Genomic DNA, 18,102 nt, shown 5'->3' with positions numbered 1-18,102 from the left:
TGCCCCAGCCGGACCGCCACCAGCGCCCGCAGTCACGGGTGAGATGCCGCGCGTCCGGGACACCAAGTCCCGGCGCAACGCCGAACTGGCGCTACTCCTGCTGGCGATGGCGCTGGTAGCGGTGTACGCGGCCACCGTCGAGGCGAACGTGCTCGACACGGTCACGCTGGACTTCTGGGTGCCGACCGCGGCCCTGACCGCGGTCTTCCTCGGTCTGCACGTGGTGATCCGTTACCTCGCGCCGCATGCCGATCCGGCCCTGGTGCCGGCGGTCGCGCTGCTCAACGGGCTCGGCGTGGGCTTCCTGCGCCGGCTCGACCTGGCCGAGGCGGACCCGGAGGCACGCGCCGACTTCCCGATCTTCGCGGGCACCGGTGGCCGGCAGCTAGCCTGGACCCTGGCTGCGGTGATCCTCGCGGCCGGGCTGCTGATCCTGGTCCGGGACCACCGGGCGATCTCGCGGTACGCGTACACGCTCGGCCTCGCCGGCATCGTGCTCGTGATGCTGCCGGCGGTGCTGCCGCGGAGCATGTCGGAGATCAACGGCGCCAAGCTCTGGATCATGATCGGCGGGTTCTCCATCCAGCCCGGTGAGTTCGCCAAGCTGGCCCTGCTGGTCTTCTTCGCCTATTACCTGGTACGCAAGCGAGAAGTGCTGTCGCTGGCGAGCCGTCGGTTCCTCGGCGTCGACTTCCCCCGTGGCCGCGACCTCGGGCCGGTGATCGGGGTCTGGCTGGTCAGCCTGATGGTCCTGATCTTCGAGAAGGACCTCGGCACCTCGCTGCTCTACTTCGGCATGTTCGTGGTGACGCTCTACATCGCCACCGAACGGGTCAGTTGGCTCATCATCGGTCTGGTGCTCTTCTTCGGCGGGGCCTTCCTGGCGTACTTCCTGGGCAGCGCGGTCGGCGGGCCGTTCGCGAACTTCTACCTGCGGGCCGAGATCTGGCTGCACCCGTTCGACGATCCGTACCGCGACGGTTATCAACTCGTACAGGGCTTACTCGGGCTCGGTACCGGAGGTCTGTTCGGCGCCGGGCCGGGCGGCGGTCAGCCGATCGAGGTACCCGAGGTGCACAACGACTTCATCTTCGCCGGCATGGGTGAGGAGATCGGCCTGTTCGGGCTCACCGCCCTGCTGGTGATCTACCTGCTCATCGTCGAGCGTGGACTGCGGGCCGCGCTGGCCGTACGCGACTCGTTCGGCAAGCTGCTCGCCGGTGGCCTTGCGTTCACCCTCGGGCTCCAGGTCTTCGTGATCGTCGGCGGAATCAGCAAGCTCATCCCGCTCACCGGCCAGACCACCCCGTTCCTGTCCGCCGGGGGATCGTCACTGATGGCGAACTGGCTGCTGGTGGCGCTGCTGCTGCGGATCTCCGACGCGGCCCGGCGTCCGGTGGACAGTTCCACGCCCGGGCGTCCGGCGGGCGGGTCCGGGACACCCCCGGCCCAACTGCACGGTGCGACAACGGAGGTGATTCGCCCGTGAACGCGCCATTACGCCGGGTCGGCGTGGTCGTCATGGTCCTGTTCGGCCTGCTCTTCGTGAACCTCAACTGGGTGCAGGGCTACAAGGCCGACGAATACCGCACCAGCGACTACAACGGTCGGGTCCAGGTCGCCCAGTACGACCGCAAGCGCGGCAACATCGAAGCCGGTGGTACGGCCCTGGCCAGCAGCAAGGAGACCACCGGCAAGCTGAAGTTCCTGCGCTCGTACGTCGACGGGCCGATGTACGCGCACGTGCTCGGCTACCAGCCGGTCAACATCGGTCCGACCGGTATCGAGCGCAGCGAGAACGACTTCCTCAACGGCACCAGCGACCAGCTTTTCGGCGACCGGGTCCGGGACCTCTTCACCGGTGACCAGACGGCCGGTGGCAACGTCCTGCTGAGCCTGTCCCGCCGGGCCCAGCAGACCGCGTTCGACGAGATGACCAAGAACAAGGTCGGTGCGGTCAGGGGTGGCGCCATCGCGATCAACCCGAGCACCGGTGCGGTGCAGGCGCTCGTCTCCATGCCCAGCTTCGACCCGAACACCCTCGCCACGCACGACACCGAGGCGGCGAACGTCGAGTTCCAGAAGCTGGAGAAGGACCCGAACAAGCCGCTGAACAACCGGGCGCTCTCCGAGACCCAGCCGCCCGGCTCGACCTTCAAGGTGATCGACGCCGCCGCCGCGCTGGAGGCCGGCTACAAGAAGGAAACGAAGATCCCGGCCAGCTCGAGCTACACCGCGCCGACCTCGGGCACCGAGATCCGCAACGCCGCGCCGAGCATCTGCCCGGAGGCGGAGGTCACCCTGATCGACGCGCTCACCGAGTCGTGCAACACCGGCTTCGCGCGACTCGGTGTGCAACTCGGCGCGGACAAGATCAAGGAAACCGCGCGGAACTTCGGTTTCGAGGACGAGGACCTCACCGTCGGCCGGCTCGACGAGAACGGGATCGCCACCGCGGCCAGCCGTACCGGGGACATCAAGAACCCGGACGGCGGGGACGATCCGGCTGCCCTGGCGCAGTCCGCGATCGGCCAGAACAACGTACGGATGACCCCGCTGGAAGGCGCGATGATCGCCGCCGCGGTGGCGAACAACGGCAAGCAGATGCGGCCGTACCTGGTGCAGCAGCTCCTCGGCCCGGACCGGACCACCGACTACTACACCGCCGACCCGCGTGAACTGCGCCAGTCGGTCAGCCCCCAGGTGGCCAGCGACCTGCGGGACATGATGTTCAGCGTGGTCACGAACGGCACCGGCAAGCCGGCCCGGATCAGCGGTTACCAGGTCGGCGGCAAGACCGGTACCGCCCAGTCCGACGCGAACACCGAGGACCACGGCTGGTTCATCGGGTTCGTGATGAAGGACGGCAAGCCGATCTCCGCCGTGGCGGTGCTGCTGGAGGCCGCAGGCAGCGGTGGCAGCGGCGAGGCTGCCCGGATCGCTGGCAAGATCATGCAGGCGGTCATCCAGGACGGGGGAGGCAAGTAATGCTCAGCCCCGGGGTGCTGCTCGGCAACCGTTACCGCCTGGACGAGCGGATCGCCGGCGGCGGCATGGGTGACGTCTGGCGCGGTACGGACGAGGTGCTCGGCCGTACCGTCGCGGTGAAGATCCTGCTGCCCGCGCTGCTCGACGAGCCCGGCTTCGCCGAGCGGTTCCGGGGCGAGGCCCGGACCATGGCGACGATCAACCACCCCGGCGTGGTGGACGTCTACGACTACGGCAGCGACCAGCAGATCGCCTTCCTGGTGATGGAGTACGTCGAGGGCGACGCGCTCTCCACGACGCTCGGCCGGGTCGGCCGGCTCACCCCGGCGCGCACGATGGCGCTGATGGCGCAGGCCGCCGACGCGTTGCACGCGGCGCACGAGAAGGGCATCGTGCACCGCGACGTCAAGCCGGGCAACCTGCTGGTACGCCCGAACGGCACGCTGGTCCTCACCGACTTCGGCATCGCCCGGTCCGCACTGGTCGGGCAGCTCACCGCGGCCGGTTCCGTACTCGGGACCGCCTCGTACATCTCCCCGGAGCAGGCGACCGGGTCCACCGCGTCGCCCGCCTCGGACGTCTACGCCCTCGGTGTGGTGGCGTACCAGTGCCTCTCCGGGCGGCGCCCGTTCGAGGGCGAGAACCCGCTCGACATCGCCATGCAGCACGTACGCGACACGCCCCGGCCACTGCCGGCGGACATCCCGCCGGCCGTACGGGCGATCGTCGAACGGTCGATGGCCAAGGACCCGGCGGCCCGGTGGCCCACGGCGGCCACCCTGGCCGCGGTGGCCCGGCAGGCCGCCACCCCGGCGCAGCCGATGCGCCCGCCGGTGCACCCCGCGCCCCCGCAGCCGAACCGGGCCGCCGGGCACCCCGCACCGCCGGCCCCGGCGCAGCCCAATCGTCCGGCCGGTTATCCCGGCTCGGTACCGCCGGGTTCCCCGGTTGCCGGCCCGGTGTCCGGTGCGCCGCCGGTGGCGCCGGGCGGGACCAGGGTGGGTCCGGCCTATCCGTCGCCGCCAGCCGCTCCGGTGCCGAACCGGCCGGGTTCACCGGCTGGCCCGACCCAGCAGCCGCCGGGTTACCACCGTGGCGCGGCCGCTGTGCCGGCCCCCCGACCCCGCCAGGAGCCCAGTTACACTCCGCCACCGGCGGCTGTGGCGTCCCGCCCGCCGTCGCCGTCACCGGCGAATCGGTCGCTGCTGGTGGCGCTTGCGCTGGTGTTGGGGCTGATAGTGCTGATTTGCTCCGGCGTGATCTCCTACTGGGTGACGAAGAGCAACAACGACGCCGAGAACCAAGGCTTGCGGACAGTGATGTCCAGCTCGCAGAGAGTCAACGAACGCGACGTTTCGCAATATGCGCCGTACCGTCGGATAGAGCGGTACGGGTACGGCGCCCGGATGACCCAGATGAGCGAAGGACGACAGACGCGATGACTGCGCAGGCCCGCCTGCTGGGTGGCAGGTATCAGGTCGGCGAGCTGCTCGGCTACGGCGGCATGGCCGAGGTGCACCGAGGGCGCGACCTCCGGCTCGGCCGGGACGTCGCGATCAAGATGCTGCGTACGGACCTCGCCCGGGACGCCACCTTCCAGATGCGCTTCCGCCGAGAGGCGCAGAACGCCGCGTCCCTCAACCACCCGGCCATCGTCGCCGTGTACGACACCGGCGAGGAGATCGCCCCCACCGGCGAGACGCTGCCGTTCATCGTGATGGAGTTCGTCAACGGGCGCACCCTCAAGGAGGTGCTCGCCGCCGAGGGGCGGCTGATGCCCCGCCGCGCCCTGGAGATCTCCGCGGACATCTGCGCCGCCCTGGAGTTCAGCCACCGGCACGGGATCATCCACCGGGACATCAAGCCCGGAAACGTGATGCTCACCCTGAACGGCCAGGTCAAGGTCATGGACTTCGGCATCGCGCGGGCCCTGGCCAGCGGTGCCACCACGATGACACAGACCAGCGCCGTCATCGGAACCGCCCAGTACCTCTCGCCCGAGCAGGCCCGTGGCGAGCCGGTGGACGCCCGGTCGGACGTGTACGCGGCCGGCTGCGTGATCTTCGAGCTGCTCTGCGGCCACCCCCCGTTCGTCGGTGACAGCCCGGTCAGCGTGGCGTACCAGCACGTGCGGGAGGACCCGCCGGCACCGAGCGACATCAACCGGGACGTCACCCCGCCGATCGACGCGATCGTGCTCAAGGCGCTCTCCAAGAACCCGCTCAACCGTTACCAGAGCGCCGGCGAGATGCGTGCCGACCTGCTCCGGGCAGCGGCGGGCCGGCCCGTGATGGCCACCCCGGTGATGCGCGAGGACGAGACCAGCGCCCTGCCGCCGGCCGGTGCCGTACGCCCCGGTGGTGGCGGTCCCCGCCCGGCACCGGCCCGGGTCGGTGACCCACGCAGCCGCCGCGCCTCGGCCTGGGTGCTCGCCACCCTCAGCGGGCTCGGTGTGCTCGCGGTGATCGCGCTGGTCGCCGCCCTGCTGATCAACAACAACTCCCAGCCGACCACGGTCCAGGTGCAGGGGGTGGTCGGGCAGACGGAGGCAGCCGCCGTCGCCGCACTCCAGAAGCAGGGCTTCAAGACCACGGTCGGCGAGCAGGAGTTCAACGACACCTGCGAGAAGGACACGGTCGCGTCGCAGGATCCGGCCGCCGGGCAGGCGGCCGAGGCGAACACCACGATCACGTTGCGGCTCTGCGGCGGCCCGCAGGCGGTGAAGGTTCCGGCGAACCAGGTCGGCAACCCGTACGCGAACGTCGAGGCCGCGCTGAAGCAGGCCGGTCTGGTCCCGGAGCGTAAGAACGTGGCGAGCGACCAGCAGGAGGGCACGGTGCTGAAGCTCACCCCGGGCTCCGACCAATCGGTGCCGAAGGGTTCGAAGGTCGTCGTCGAGGTCGCCACCGGCAACCTCAGGACGGTGCCGGAGGTGCGGGGCGAGACCCGGGAAGACGCCGAGAACACGCTGGACAATCTCGGTTTCGACGTGAAGGTCATCGACGGCTCGAAGGTGGCGCCGCAGGACGCGGGCCGGGTGGAGAAGCAGAGCATCCCCGAGGGCCAGAAGAAGGCGGTCGGCACCCAGATCGTGCTCACCGTCACCGTCGCCCGGCAGGAGCCGACCACGAACCCGACGACCCCGACGCCCACTCCGACGACCACCGGTGGTGCCGGTGCCGGCGGTGGTGGCGGTGGCCCGGTCACCCCCAGCACGACCCCGAGCGCCCGGCCGACCAGGAGCGGCATCCGCTAGCCCGAGCGGTACCCCGTACCGCGCTCGACGGTGAAGACGGCTCGACGGTGAAGACGGCTAGACGGTGACGAAGGCCGAGCGGCGGCGGGTGTCGACCTCGGCGGCGAGTGCGGGCGCCCGGTCGAGCGCCTCCGGGTGGCCGCAACCGGCCAGCCAGTTGGCCAGCATCAGGTGCCCACCCTCGGTCAGTACGGACTCGGGGTGGAACTGCACGCCCTCGATCGGCAGCGTCCGGTGGCGCATCGCCATCACGACCCCGGATTCGGTCCAGCCGGTGACCTCGATCTCGTCCGGCAGCGTCTCCGGCAGCACGGCCAGCGAGTGGTACCTGGTGGCGGTGAACGGGTCGGGCAGACCGGCCAGCACCCCCACCGACTTGTGCTGCACCTGCGAGGTCTTGCCGTGCAGCAGCTCGGGGGCGCGGGTGACGGTCGCGCCGAAGGCGACACCGATCGCCTGGTGACCCAGGCAGACGCCGAAGATCGGCAGCTGACCCGCGTACTCCCGGACGACGTCGAGGCAGATGCCGGCGCGTTCGGGTGTGCCCGGTCCCGGTGAGAGCAGTACACCGGCGACGCCGAGCCGGCCGATCTCGGCCAGCTCGATCTCGTCGTTTCGGCGTACCTCGCAGTCGACTCCGAGCTGGCCCAGGTACTGGACCAGGTTGAAGACGAAGGAGTCGTAGTTGTCGATCACCAGGACGCGCATCGGGTTACCTGTTCGGGCTGGGGGGAGGGGTGTTGTTCGCATCGGTGTCGTAGGGCACCGAATGGTCGTCGCCGGTCGCCGGGTCGCGCCCGAGGCCCGGGTCCTCGCCGGATTCGACCCCATCGGGGCCGCCGCCGTCCTGGGTCACCTGTACGTCGTCGAAGGGCAGCAGCGGCTCGGCCCAGGGAAACACCACGTACCAGAGCAGGGCCACCGTCGCGGTGGTGAGCAGGAGCGAGCCGACCAGCTTGCCGACCAGGCCAAATGGTAGTCGTCGCCAGATCCAGGCGTACACGGCTCAGCCCTTCAGCTCGTCCGGTTGCCCGGCCGACTTCGGTTGGGTACGAGCCAGTTCGGCGTGGATGATCAGCCGCTGGTAGTTGTCGAACTTGGGATTGCAGGTGGTCAGCGTCAGCATCGCCTTGGTCGCCTTGGCCTTGGGCTTGCCGGGTACCGGTGCGACGACCTCGACCTGACTCGGCTTGACGATGATGTTGTCGGTGACCTTGTAGATGAACCAGTCGGTCTTCGACTCGGCCACGATCACGTCACCGTCGTGCAGTTCGTCGAGGCGCCAGAAGGTGGCCTTGTTGCGGTGGCCGGCAACGGAGAAGTTGCCCACCTGACCGGGCAGGGCGGTCTTCGGGTAGTGGCCGGGCGCGTACCGGATGTCCTTCTGGGTGACGCCCTCGACCACGACCCAGCTCTTGTCGAGCTTCGGGATGTAGATCGAGGCCATCGGCTTGCCGCCAGCGGGGGCCTTCGGCGGGGCGACTCCGGGTGCCGGGGTCGGCCCGACGGTCGGGTCGGGGCCGGGTTCGTCCTCCCACGCCTGTGCGAGTTCCTGGGTCAGCTCGCTCTGGTGGGCGTTGACGATGACCGACTTGCCCCAGATCTCGTACCCGGCGAAGAGCAGGATCACCAAACCAAAAGTGATCATGAGTTCGCCGCTGAACCGGAGCCCGGTGCGGATCCGCGAGCCGATGGTCGGGCGGGTCAACTCCGAGTAGACGCTCTTGTAGCCCTCGTCCGTACGCTCCGGGCGGAGTTTCACCACCCGCTCACCCCGTTTTGGTCGGGCCTCGGCGTTAGCGTCGGCCTTGTTGTCCGTACCGCTCCGGTCGGCACCCGGTTGTTCGTCGCCGTTTACCGGGTCCCGCTTCGTCCGCGACCCTGCGGCCACCATCGGCAGCAGAGTCGTCACGTGCGCCTCCGGCCGTGGCTGTGTCTCGGGCCGCGGCTTCCGTGCCGCCACCGTGGGGAGCAGGGTGGTTGCCGACGCATCCTCGGTCGGCACCGCCGGAATGATCATCGTCGAGTTCTCGGGCGACGGCGGGACGGCCGGGGGGCGCCTCAGCGCCGAGGTGGGCAGCGGTGGCCGAAGCGAAGAGGCAAGGCCGTCGGTCGTCGGGCCCGGCGCCGTGGCGCCGTTCAGGCCGGGACTGCCACCGGCCGGAATCGGCCTGGTCGGGGGGTCGTTGCGGGTCGTCGCGCTCGCGAGCGGGCTCGCGGCGGCGGTGGGCGGGTGCAGGCCGCCGGTCAGCGGGTGGGATGGAGCAGGCTCGCCGCGAACCGGGTCTGGCCCGCCGGACACCCGGCTCCAGCCGCCGTTGGTCGCGCTGGGCCCGGCCGCAGCCGTCGGCTCGGTCGGGACCGCGGTGACCCGCCCGTTCCCGAGGGAGGCCAGCTCCGCCGGTCCCGGGATGGGCTGCGTGCGCTCGGACGATGCCACACCGGGCCGGCTGAGCCCGGCCGTACCAGGTCGGCCCGGTTCGGCGGTGCCGGGCAGGGTTACGTCTGTGCCGCCGGGCCGCACTGGCTCCGCAGCGCCGGGCTGGATGCGTTCGGCGGTGCCCGCCTGGGGGTGTTCGGCCAGGCCGTTGAGGGCTCGGGTGCGCGCGGACGGACCGGGGCTCGGGCGGGTAGGTACGGACGGGCCAGGGCTCGGGCGGGTGCGTGCGGACGGCCCGGGTACGGGGATGGGCTGGGTCCGATCGGATGCGGCCGGATCGGGTCCTGGAATGGGCTGCGTCCGCTCGGCCGACCCGGGAGTGTGATCCGGCGGGGAGCCTTTCAGTGGGACGCCGGTCGGGCCGACCGTACCGGGCCAGACCCTGGCGGGTTCGGCGGGCGCCGCGGTGGTCGGCTTGCCGTTTGCGGCGGACTTCGTGAACGGGACCAGGGTCGGCACCGCCGCTGTCGCGTCCGAGATCGTCCCTGGTCCAGGACGGGCGCCCGCTACGGGCTCCGGGCCGGTGGTCGACGCGGGTGTTCTGGCGGCGGGATCCCAGGGACCGGCGGCCGGCGCTGACGGACGGGCGGCAGCCGGGGGAACGGTCGCTCCGGCTATCGGCCCCGCCGGGCGGGCCTGGTCGGGGTGCGGGGCGCCGCCGGATCGGGCCTGGTCGGGGTGCGGGGCGCCGCCGGATCGGGCCGGGGATCCCGGCGTCGGTCCTGGTGTCGGGCGCTGCCGGGCGGGCGTCACCGGCGGCGGAGGCTTCGGGCCAGCCGCGTACGGGGCCGGCTTCGGCGCGGAGGGGGGCGCGACCGGCCCGGAGGCGGTCGGATTCGACGCGGCAGGAGACGGACCAGGGTCGGTGAATCGTGGGATCACCATGGTCTGGTCGTCGGCGTCCGGGGCACGGTGGCGTCCATTGCGCTCGTCGTGCGACGGGTCGCCGCTCATCGAACTCACCCCGGCACCTGGGCGGTACGTAGCCCGGTTGACCCTTCGAAGGCCGGCACGGTCACGCTGGACTCCACTGTCTCCTGGTATCCGAGTTGGAAGTGGTCCACGGCGTCCTTGAACAAACGAACGCCCTCGGAGGCGGCGAGGGCCCGCTGCAGCGCGGCGGGGTCACCGATTGCGGTGATCTTGAAGGGTGGCGAATACACCCGCCCGTGTAGCAACAGGGTGTTTCCTACGCAGCGTACCGCGCTGGTGGCCAGCACGCGGACGTTCATGATGGACATGCCCTCCGCGCCACCGGCCCAGAGCGCGTTGACGACCGCCTGCACGTCGCCCTGGTGGACCACGAGGTCGTCGTTGCTGGCGTTCGCTGGCCGGCTGTCGTCGCCGAGCCGGGGGGCGTCGTTGAGTTCGACCATGAGGCCCGGTCCGGCCAGGGCGGTGAATCCGGCGGCCACCCTGCTGGCGGCGGCCCGGTCGCGCTGGGCGGCGACCGGCGCGTCGGAGCCGGCCAGCGACTCGGTCTGCCGTTCCACGTCGGCGCGCAGGGCCGCGGCCTGTTTCTCGCTGGCGACCACCTGGTCGCGGCGGTCCTTCATGAGCTGGGCGAGTTCGGGGCGGCGGTCCTCCCGCAGCGAGGTGCCGTTCGCGGTGGTCGCCGAGGTGGTGAAGAGCAGGCCGGCGGCGAGAGCGATCAACGGCACAGCCGCGGACCAGCCCGGCCGTCGTTGCCCGGAGCGGCGGGGCAGTAGCCCGACAACCGCCCGGCGGAGCACCTTGCGCCAGGAGATGACACCCGTTGTGTACTCCACCGAGCCTGCCCTCCCCATCGTGTCGATCTCTCGCACTGTGGGCTTCGTGTCCCACTCGGTAGCCGGATGTGCTCACCGGGAGCAACCGGTTGGCCCCGTTCATGGCCTGATCGGGTCAACCCGACTACGCTAGCTGTCGAACATTATTGGCCATGGACCGTCGCCCCTGCGTCCGGTTGTCAGGCCGGACGAGGATCGCCACCCCTCCAGGAGGAGCGCCGTGCCGAAGTCGCAGGTCCGTAAGAAAAAGGTCTACACCCCGCCCACCGACGTGCGCCCCTCGGGCACGGCGGCGACCCGCAAGCCTAGCCCGATCTGGCTGCCCATCACCGCGGTCAGCTTGATCGTCTTTGGCATCGCGTGGCTGGTGGTCTACTACCTTTCGGAGACCGATTACCCGGTCGCCAGCTGGGGTTACTGGAACCTCGCGATCGGCTTCGGGGGCATGGTCGGCTCGCTGGCCCTGCTCTCCCGTTGGCGCTGACAGCCCACCGGACCAGCCACTGATCTCGTACGACAACCTTCGCTGACCCGTGCCGTACGGGCGGGTCAGCCAGCTCAGCCGGCGCCAGCACCGTCCCGCGGGCGCCGGCTCTGCGTACGTGCACCCTGAGCGCCGGCTCTGCGTACGTGCACCCTGAGCGCCGGCTTTGCGTACGTGCACCCTGACCGGCGCGAGCGGGCTGCGACGGGGCCGCCTAGGGTGTCCGTACGGCGGCGCACCGGCTGCGAGGAATCCCACGTTACTAGCGGGTAACCTGGCGCGTAGGCTGCAGGCACGATCGCACCCCCGCGGTCAGCCAGTCGCCGGGCACGTCGTACACCGGGAGGCCAGGGCATGGGCAGCGTCCAGATCGTCACCACGGCCGTAGCCGCCGCCATCACCGTGGTCGCGGTGGTGCTGGCGGTACGCGCGGTGCAGCGGATGCTGGCGGTGATCCGGGCAGGCCAACCCGATCCGACGCGCTCCGGCAACCGGGCCCTGCGTACGCGGACGATGCTGACCGAGACGCTCGGGCACACCCGGATGCTGCGCTGGAGCGTGGTGGGCGCCGCGCACTGGTTCGTGATGGTCGCCTTCATCGTGTTGTCGCTGCTGGTGCTCGAGGCGTACTTCGAGGTGGTGACCCCGACCGGCGGCCTGCCGGTGATCGGTCACTGGATCGTGTACGGCCTGGCCACCGAGATCATCGGGATTCTCGGTACGGCCGGCATCCTGGTGTTGATCGCGATCCGGCTGCGCAACCGGCCCGGTAACCCGGAGCGGCGCTCCCGGTTCACCGGCTCGACCATGTGGCAGGGCTACTTCGTCGAGGCCGTGGTGCTCGCGGTGCTCGTCTGCGGCTTCCTGATCCGCGGCTTCAAGGTCGCGGGCGACCACTTCGAGTTCCCGGCCTGGGCCACCCCGGTCAGCCACGCGGTCGGCGCGGTGCTGCCGGACTGGTCGGCCGGCACCAGCGTGACCGCCATGGTGAAGATCATGATTTCGATGACCTGGGTCATCGTCATCGCGCTCAACGTGACCATGGGCGTGGCCTGGCACCGGTTCTTCGCGTTCTTCAACATCTACTTCAAGCGGGAGCCCGGCAAGACCGGCTCGGGTCTCGGCGCGTTGCGGCCGATGATGAGTGCCGGCAAGCCCCTCGACTTCGAGGAGGCGGATCCGGAGAAGGACCAGTTCGGCGTCGCCCAGGTGGAGCAGTTCACCTGGAAGGGCCTGCTGGACTTCAGCACCTGCACCGAGTGCGGGCGCTGCCAGTCGCAGTGCCCGGCGTGGAACACCGGCAAGCCGCTGTCGCCGAAGCTGCTCGTACTCAGCCTGCGCGACCACGCGTACGCGAAGGCGCCGTACCTGCTGGCCGGTGGTGGCAAGGACCTGACCGGTGAGGAGAAGGCGACCCAGGCCCAGCTCGCCCACCTGGACGTACTCTCGCTTGCCGAGGGGAACCGGCCGCTGATCGGTGGCGCCGAGGAGGGCGGGGTGATCGACCCGGACGTGCTCTGGTCCTGCACCACCTGCGGTGCCTGCGTCGAGCAGTGCCCGGTCGACATCGAGCACGTGGACCACATCGTCGACATGCGCCGCTACCAGGTGCTGATCGAGTCGAACTTCCCGCCCGAGGCGGGCGTGATGCTGCGCAACCTGGAGAACAAGGGCAACCCGTGGGGTGCGCCGCCGAACACCCGCGAGGACTGGACCAAGGGCCTCGACTTCGAGGTGCCGCGGGTCGGCGAGTCCGAGGACTTCGAATACCTCTTCTGGGTCGGCTGCGCCGGGGCGTTCGAGGACCGGGCCAAGAAGACCACCCGCGCGGTGGCCACCCTGCTGCACGAGGCCGGCGTCAACTTCGCCATCCTCGGCGAGGGCGAGACGTGCACCGGTGACCCGGCCCGGCGGATCGGCAACGAGTTCGTCTTCCAGATGCTCGCCCAGCAGAACGTCGAGACGCTGAACGAGGCGTTCGGCGACCGGGAGCCGGCCAAGCGCAAGATCGTCGCGACCTGCCCGCACTGCTTCAACACCCTCGGCAACGAGTACGGCGAACTCGGCGGCCAGTTCGAGGTCGTCCACCACACCCAGCTGCTGGCCCACCTGGTCGCCACCGGCAAGCTCACCCCGGTCGCGCCGATCGACGGCGGTGTCACCTACCACGACCCCTGCTACCTCGGCCGGCACAACCGGGTCTTCACGCCCCCGCGCGAGGTGCTCGGCGCGGCGGCGGCCGACGGTCTGACCGAGATGCCGCGCAACAGCGAGCGTTCCTTCTGCTGCGGTGCCGGCGGTGCCCGGATGTGGATGGAGGAGCGGATCGGCAAGCGGATCAACGTGGAGCGGGTCGAGGAGGCGATCTCCACGGGCGCGAAGACGATCGCGGTCGGCTGCCCGTTCTGCACCACGATGATCAGCGACGGGGTGAACGGCAAGGGCGTGGCCGACGAGGTCGAGGTGATCGACGTGGCGACCGTACTGCTCCGCTCGGTCAAGCCGCCGACCCAGGGACAGCCGGAACCCGCCGCCACGGCCAGCTAGCCGGGCAGCGGCCCGAGCCGCCGGGGAAACCGCAGGTCGCTGGGGGAAACCGCAGCCTGCGGGCTGTGGAAAACCACAAAGGTAGCCTCGCCAGGGTGGAGAGCCCGGACGAGCGCAGCCCGGCGGAGCGGGACGACCCGGGTCCGAACCCGGCCCGGCGCGGTAAGGCGGTCGTACGACTGCTGAGCCGGGCCGTACGCCTCGTGGTCGGGGTCCTGCTGGGCGCGGTGACCGCGGTGGTGGACCTGACGTACCTGATCTGGTCCGGGCTGATCCTGGTGCCGGTCTGGCCGCACCCGGGAGCCCGGCGCGCGGCGGTACGGGAGATCCAGGCCGGTGCCCGACACCTGGCCGAGGTGGAGCGCTGGCGGCTCGCGGCGTTCCTCGACAGCGACAACGCCGACGACTACAGCGGCCGCCGCGCGGTGGAGTACCTCTGCCTGCGCTGGGCGGTCGGCCTGCTCGGCGGAGCCGTGCTCCTGCTGTTCGCGTACGGCGCCGTGGCCGGCCTGGTGTGGCTCGGTGAGTGGGTCGCGGGCCAGAGCGGCGTCCTGCTCTTCGGTGGTCAAATCCTGCTCGGTCTGATCGGTCTCTTCCTGGTCGTCCAGGGCCTGGTCGGGCTGGCCGCGCTGGATCGTCGGCTGGGTCGGCTGTTCTTCGGGCCGAGCGGCCGGGAGGTGCTGGAGCGCCGGATCAGCGAGTTGGCGGTGAGCCGGGCCGGGATCGTCGAGGCGGTCGACGCCGAGCGGCGGCGGATCGAGCGGGACCTGCACGACGGCTTGCAGCAGCGACTGGTCGCGCTCGGCATGTTGCTGGGCCGGGCCCGCCGCAGCGGCGATCCGGAGCGGGCCGGGGACCTGCTCCGGCAGGCACACGAGGAGTCCCGGTTAGCCCTGGACGACCTCCGTGAGGTCGCCTGGCGGGTGTATCCGGCCGCGCTGGACAACCTCGGCCTGCAGGAGGCGTTGGCCCGGGTGGGTGAGCGGGCGGGGGTGCCGGTGACGATCCACTACCGGCTGGTCGAGCAGCCGCCGGACCGGGTGCGCACCGCCGCGTACTTCGTGGTGTCGGAGGCGGTGACGAACGCGGCCAAGCATGCCCGCGCCGGCCGGGTCGTGGTCGAGGTCGCACCGGGGCAGAATGCGGTCGTGGTGACCATCGACGACGACGGGACCGGCGGCGCGGACCCGTCCGGCAGCGGGCTGGCCGGACTCGCCCGCCGGGTGGCCGCGCTGGACGGCCGGTTCCGGGTGCACAGCCCGCCCGGCGGCCCGACCACGGTCGTCGCGGAGCTGCCGTGCGGGTGATCCTGGCCGAGGACTCGACCCTGCTCCGGGAGGGCCTGGCCCGGTTGCTGGTCGAGGAGGGGCACGAGGTGGTGGCCTCGGTCGGTGACGCGGTCGCGCTGGTCGCGGCGGTACAGGCCGACCCGCCCGACGTCGTGGTCGCGGACGTACGGATGCCGCCCACGCACACCGACGAGGGGCTGCGCGCCGCACTGGAGATCCGCCGCCGCTGGCCGGCCGTCGGGGTCCTGGTCCTCTCCCAGTACGTGGAGAAGCGCTACGCGGTCGACCTGCTCGGCGGTCGTACCGACGGGGTGGGTTACCTGCTGAAGGACCGGGTGGTGGAGGTGGGCGAGTTCCTCGACGCCCTGTCCCGGGTCGGCACCGGCGGCACCGCCTTCGACCCCGAGGTGGTACGCCAGCTGTTGGCGCGTACGTCGCACACGGACTCGTTGGGTCGGCTCACCGAGCGGGAGCGGGCGGTGCTCGACCAGATGGCACAGGGCCAGACGAACGCCACCATCGCCGCACAGTTGCACGTGTCGCAGAGCGCGGTGGAGAAGCACGTGAACGCGATCTTCGAGAAGCTGGGGCTGTCGCACACCACCGGCTACAGCCGCCGGGTGCTGGCCGTGCTCCGCTATCTCGGTAGCTGACCCGGGAGGCACGCGGCCCGGGTGGCCGACCCGGCTAAATCGGCGCTCGTGCCATCGGCACAGTCGTGGAACAATCGGCGCCGAGGTGAGCAGATCATCGATAGCCCACTGTTGACCACCCTCCTGCCGCTGGTCGCATTCGTGCTGCTGACCGCTGGCAACGCCTTCTTCGTGGTGGCCGAATTCGCCCTGGTGACCGTCGACCGAGCCGAGATCGACCAACGCGCCGCCGCCGGGGACCGCCGCGCCGGTACGGTCCACAAGGCACTGCGGGAACTCTCCTTCCAGCTTTCCGGCGCGCAGCTCGGCATCACCATCACCGCGCTGCTCACCGGTTATCTCGCCGAACCGGCGCTGGCCAAGCTCTTCGGCCCGGCGCTGCGACCGCTGCTCGGTGACCGGACCGAGCTGGTCACGCCGTTGTTGTCGCTGGTGCTGGCCACGCTGCTGTCGATGCTCTTCGGTGAGCTGATCCCGAAGAACGCGGCGCTGGCCCGGCCACTGCCGGCGGCGCTGGCCACGGCCGCGCCGATGCGTACGTTCAGCATCGTGTTCAAGTGGCTGATCCGGGCCCTGAACAACTCGGCCAACTGGCTCGTCCGGCGGCTCGGGGTGGAGCCGCAGGAGGAGTTGGCCAGCGCCCGTTCCGCCGACGAACTGGGTCTGCTCGCCGCGATCTCGGCGCAGGCGGGCGCGCTGCCGCCGGACACCGCGATGCTGCTGCGTCGGACCATCCGGTTCGGTGACAAGCGGGCCGCGGAGGCGATGACACCGAGGGTCGACGTGGTCGCGCTGCGGGCCGGCGCCACCGTGGCCGAGCTGCTCGACCTGGCCCAGCGCACCGGTCGGACCCGCTTCCCGGTGTACGAGGACACGCTCGACCTGGTCACCGGGGTGGCCGGAGTGCCGGACGCGCTCGGCGTACCGCTGGCCCGCAGGGCCGAGACGACGGTCGCGGCGGTGGCCCGGGAGCCGGTGTACGTACCGGAGAGCCTGGACCTGGACAACGTGCTCGCCGCGCTGCGTCGCGCGGACGCCGACCTGGCGATCGTGGTCGACGAGTACGGCGGCACCGACGGTGTGGTCACGGTCGAGGACCTGGTGGAGGAGCTGGTCGGTGAGATCGCCGACGAGTTCGACCCGGCGGTCGGGCCGGACAGCGAGTGGCTCGAACTGACCGTGCCCGGCGGCGAGCGGACGGTCCTGGTCGACGGGGTGCGCCGGGCGGACGAACTGGCCGAGCAGACCGGTTTCCGGCTGCCGGACGGGCCGTACGAGACCCTGGCCGGCTTCCTGCTGGCCCGGCTCGGGCACATCCCGGTCGCCGGGGAGGCGGTCGTCGAGCAGGGGTACGAGTTCACCGTGGTCGAGGTCGACCGGCACCGGATCGAGCAGGTACGGGTGCTGCGCCCACCGGATCCGGGTGAACCGGGATGACCGGGCGGCCGTCGGGAAGTACAACGTGACCGAGCTGCTGATCGCCCTCGTGCTGCTGCTCGGCAACGGCTTCTTCGTGGGCAGCGAGTTCGCGCTGATCGCCTCCAGACGTACGGTCATCGAGCCGATGGCGGCGGTGTCCAAGCCGGCCCGCTGGGCGCTCTCGGCGATGAACCAGATCCCGTTGATGATCGCCGGGGCGCAGCTCGGCATCACCATCTGCTCGCTGGGTCTCGGCGCGATCGCCGAACCGGCCCTGGCGCACCTGCTGGAGGGCCCGTTCCACACGATCGGGGTGCCGGACGGTGCGGTGCACCCGGTCGCGTTCGTGCTCGCCCTCGGCGCGGTGGTGTTCCTGCACACCGTGGTCGGCGAGATGGTGCCGAAGAACATCACGCTCGCCGGTCCGGAGCGGGCGGCGCTCGCCCTCGGTCCGGCGATGCTGGCCTTCTGCATCGCGACCAAGCCGCTGCTGCTGGCGATGAAGTGGGCGTCCCGCCAGGTGCTGCGGCTGTGGGGGATCGAGGCCGCGGACGCGGTGAAGACGGTGTTCACCGCGGAGGAGTTGGCCGGGCTGGTCGCGCAGGCGCGTACGGAGGGGCTGCTCGACCCGGTGGAACACGCCCGGATCACCGGGGCGCTGGCGCTGCATCGCCGGACGGCGGCGGACGCGCTGCGGCCGTGGTCGACGGTGACGACGGTGGCCGAGGACGTGTCACCGGCCTCGTTGGAGGTGCTGGCCACGAGCACGGGCCGGTCACGGTTCCCGGTGGTGCAGCGCAGTACCCGCCGGGTCCTCGGTTTCGTGCACGTGAAGGACGTACTGGGTTATGCCGGGGCGGCGCGGCGGGCACCGGTGCCCGCTGACGTGTTGCGTCCGCTGGCGGTGGTGCCGCCGGACCGTACGCTGGCCGAACTGTTGTTGTCGATGCGTCGCGAGCGTCGGCACATGGTGTTGGTGAGTGATGGTCGCGCGCCGCTGGGTGTGGTAACGCTCGACGATGTATTGACTGCGGTCGTTGGTAGGTCGACTGAGACCGTTGTCCGGCAACCGATTGCGCCGGTCTGAATACAGCGAGGAGTATCCGCCCAGCGGCCTTGATTCGCGCTCGAACCTTCCCTAATGTGGGGCACCGACCGCTGTGGGACGTCGGCGCCCATTTCCCCCCTCGGGTGGCACCCAGCGGTCGGTAACGAAGGAGTCGGTGCCGGTGGCACGCGTGCCCTCCCATCGCCATT

General features: G+C 70.8%; 13 protein-coding genes and 1 pseudogene. 10 read left to right on the top strand and 4 right to left on the bottom strand.

The window, feature by feature from the left end; translation table 11 throughout:
- Positions 1-43 precede the first annotated feature (43 nt).
- From AB0J90_RS14500 to pknB, 4 genes are read left to right on the top strand one after another with little or no spacing between them, the layout of a single operon-like run.
- Positions 44-1,489 carry an FtsW/RodA/SpoVE family cell cycle protein gene (locus AB0J90_RS14500; RefSeq protein ID WP_363595862.1) on the top strand — a complete coding sequence of 482 codons (1,446 nt, stop codon included), beginning with the start codon at positions 44-46 and terminating at the stop codon, positions 1,487-1,489.
- Positions 1,486-2,988: a penicillin-binding transpeptidase domain-containing protein gene (locus tag AB0J90_RS14495; protein ID WP_363595860.1), complete on the top strand. Its 1,503-nt coding sequence runs from the start codon at positions 1,486-1,488 to the stop codon at positions 2,986-2,988. The genes AB0J90_RS14500 and AB0J90_RS14495 overlap by 4 nt, the downstream gene beginning before the upstream one ends.
- On the top strand, positions 2,988-4,430 hold the full coding sequence (locus AB0J90_RS14490; protein WP_363595858.1) for a protein kinase: 1,443 nt from the start codon (positions 2,988-2,990) through the stop codon (positions 4,428-4,430). Before AB0J90_RS14495 ends, AB0J90_RS14490 begins: the two co-directional genes overlap by 1 nt.
- The gene (gene pknB / locus AB0J90_RS14485) at positions 4,427-6,244 is read left to right on the top strand and encodes a Stk1 family PASTA domain-containing Ser/Thr kinase (RefSeq protein WP_363595856.1); all 1,818 of its coding nucleotides are present in this window, start codon (positions 4,427-4,429) and stop codon (positions 6,242-6,244) included. Before AB0J90_RS14490 ends, pknB begins: the two co-directional genes overlap by 4 nt.
- Positions 6,245-6,301: 57 nt before the next feature.
- Here pknB and AB0J90_RS14480 read toward each other — a convergent pair whose 3' ends face one another.
- From AB0J90_RS14480 to AB0J90_RS14465, 4 genes and pseudogenes are all read right to left on the bottom strand, one after another.
- Positions 6,302-6,952 (bottom strand): aminodeoxychorismate/anthranilate synthase component II, encoded by a 651-nt coding sequence (locus tag AB0J90_RS14480; protein ID WP_363595854.1) that lies wholly within the window; start codon positions 6,950-6,952, stop codon positions 6,302-6,304.
- 4 nt (positions 6,953-6,956) lie between these two features.
- Positions 6,957-7,247: a hypothetical protein gene (locus AB0J90_RS14475; RefSeq protein ID WP_363595852.1), complete on the bottom strand. Its 291-nt coding sequence runs from the start codon at positions 7,245-7,247 to the stop codon at positions 6,957-6,959.
- A gap of 3 nt (positions 7,248-7,250) precedes the next feature.
- Positions 7,251-8,429: pseudogene (locus AB0J90_RS14470) on the bottom strand (class E sortase); the annotation flags it as partial.
- Between the two features lie 1,214 nt (positions 8,430-9,643).
- Entirely contained in the window at positions 9,644-10,453 is an 810-nt protein-coding gene (locus tag AB0J90_RS14465) for a DUF881 domain-containing protein (RefSeq protein ID WP_363595851.1), read from the bottom strand.
- A 220-nt stretch (positions 10,454-10,673) separates the two neighbouring features.
- Here AB0J90_RS14465 and AB0J90_RS14460 point away from each other — a divergent pair, with 220 nt between their 5' ends.
- The 6 genes from AB0J90_RS14460 to AB0J90_RS14435 all read left to right on the top strand — a co-directional run bounded on the left by AB0J90_RS14460 (position 10,674) and on the right by AB0J90_RS14435 (position 17,932).
- Complete coding sequence (locus AB0J90_RS14460) at positions 10,674-10,937, top strand: cell division protein CrgA (RefSeq protein WP_363595849.1); 264 nt, start codon at positions 10,674-10,676, stop codon at positions 10,935-10,937.
- Positions 10,938-11,291: 354 nt separating this feature from the next.
- Positions 11,292-13,484 carry a (Fe-S)-binding protein gene (locus tag AB0J90_RS14455; RefSeq protein ID WP_363595847.1) on the top strand — a complete coding sequence of 731 codons (2,193 nt, stop codon included), beginning with the start codon at positions 11,292-11,294 and terminating at the stop codon, positions 13,482-13,484.
- A gap of 95 nt (positions 13,485-13,579) precedes the next feature.
- A complete protein-coding gene (locus tag AB0J90_RS14450; protein WP_363595845.1) occupies positions 13,580-14,791 on the top strand; it encodes a sensor histidine kinase in 1,212 nt (403 codons plus the stop codon).
- Complete coding sequence (locus tag AB0J90_RS14445; protein ID WP_363595843.1) at positions 14,782-15,426, top strand: response regulator transcription factor; 645 nt, start codon at positions 14,782-14,784, stop codon at positions 15,424-15,426. The genes AB0J90_RS14450 and AB0J90_RS14445 overlap by 10 nt, the downstream gene beginning before the upstream one ends.
- A 111-nt stretch (positions 15,427-15,537) precedes the next feature.
- A complete protein-coding gene (locus tag AB0J90_RS14440) occupies positions 15,538-16,863 on the top strand; it encodes a hemolysin family protein (RefSeq protein ID WP_363595841.1) in 1,326 nt (441 codons plus the stop codon).
- A gap of 25 nt (positions 16,864-16,888) precedes the next feature.
- Positions 16,889-17,932: a hemolysin family protein gene (locus AB0J90_RS14435; RefSeq protein WP_363596253.1), complete on the top strand. Its 1,044-nt coding sequence runs from the start codon at positions 16,889-16,891 to the stop codon at positions 17,930-17,932.
- The last annotated feature ends 170 nt before the right edge of the window (positions 17,933-18,102 follow it).

Origin of the sequence: Micromonospora sp. NPDC049523 (genome assembly GCF_040676775.1) — a bacterium.
GTDB lineage: Bacteria > Actinomycetota > Actinomycetes > Mycobacteriales > Micromonosporaceae > Micromonospora_G.
This window is presented reverse-complemented; position numbering and strand designations above follow the sequence as displayed.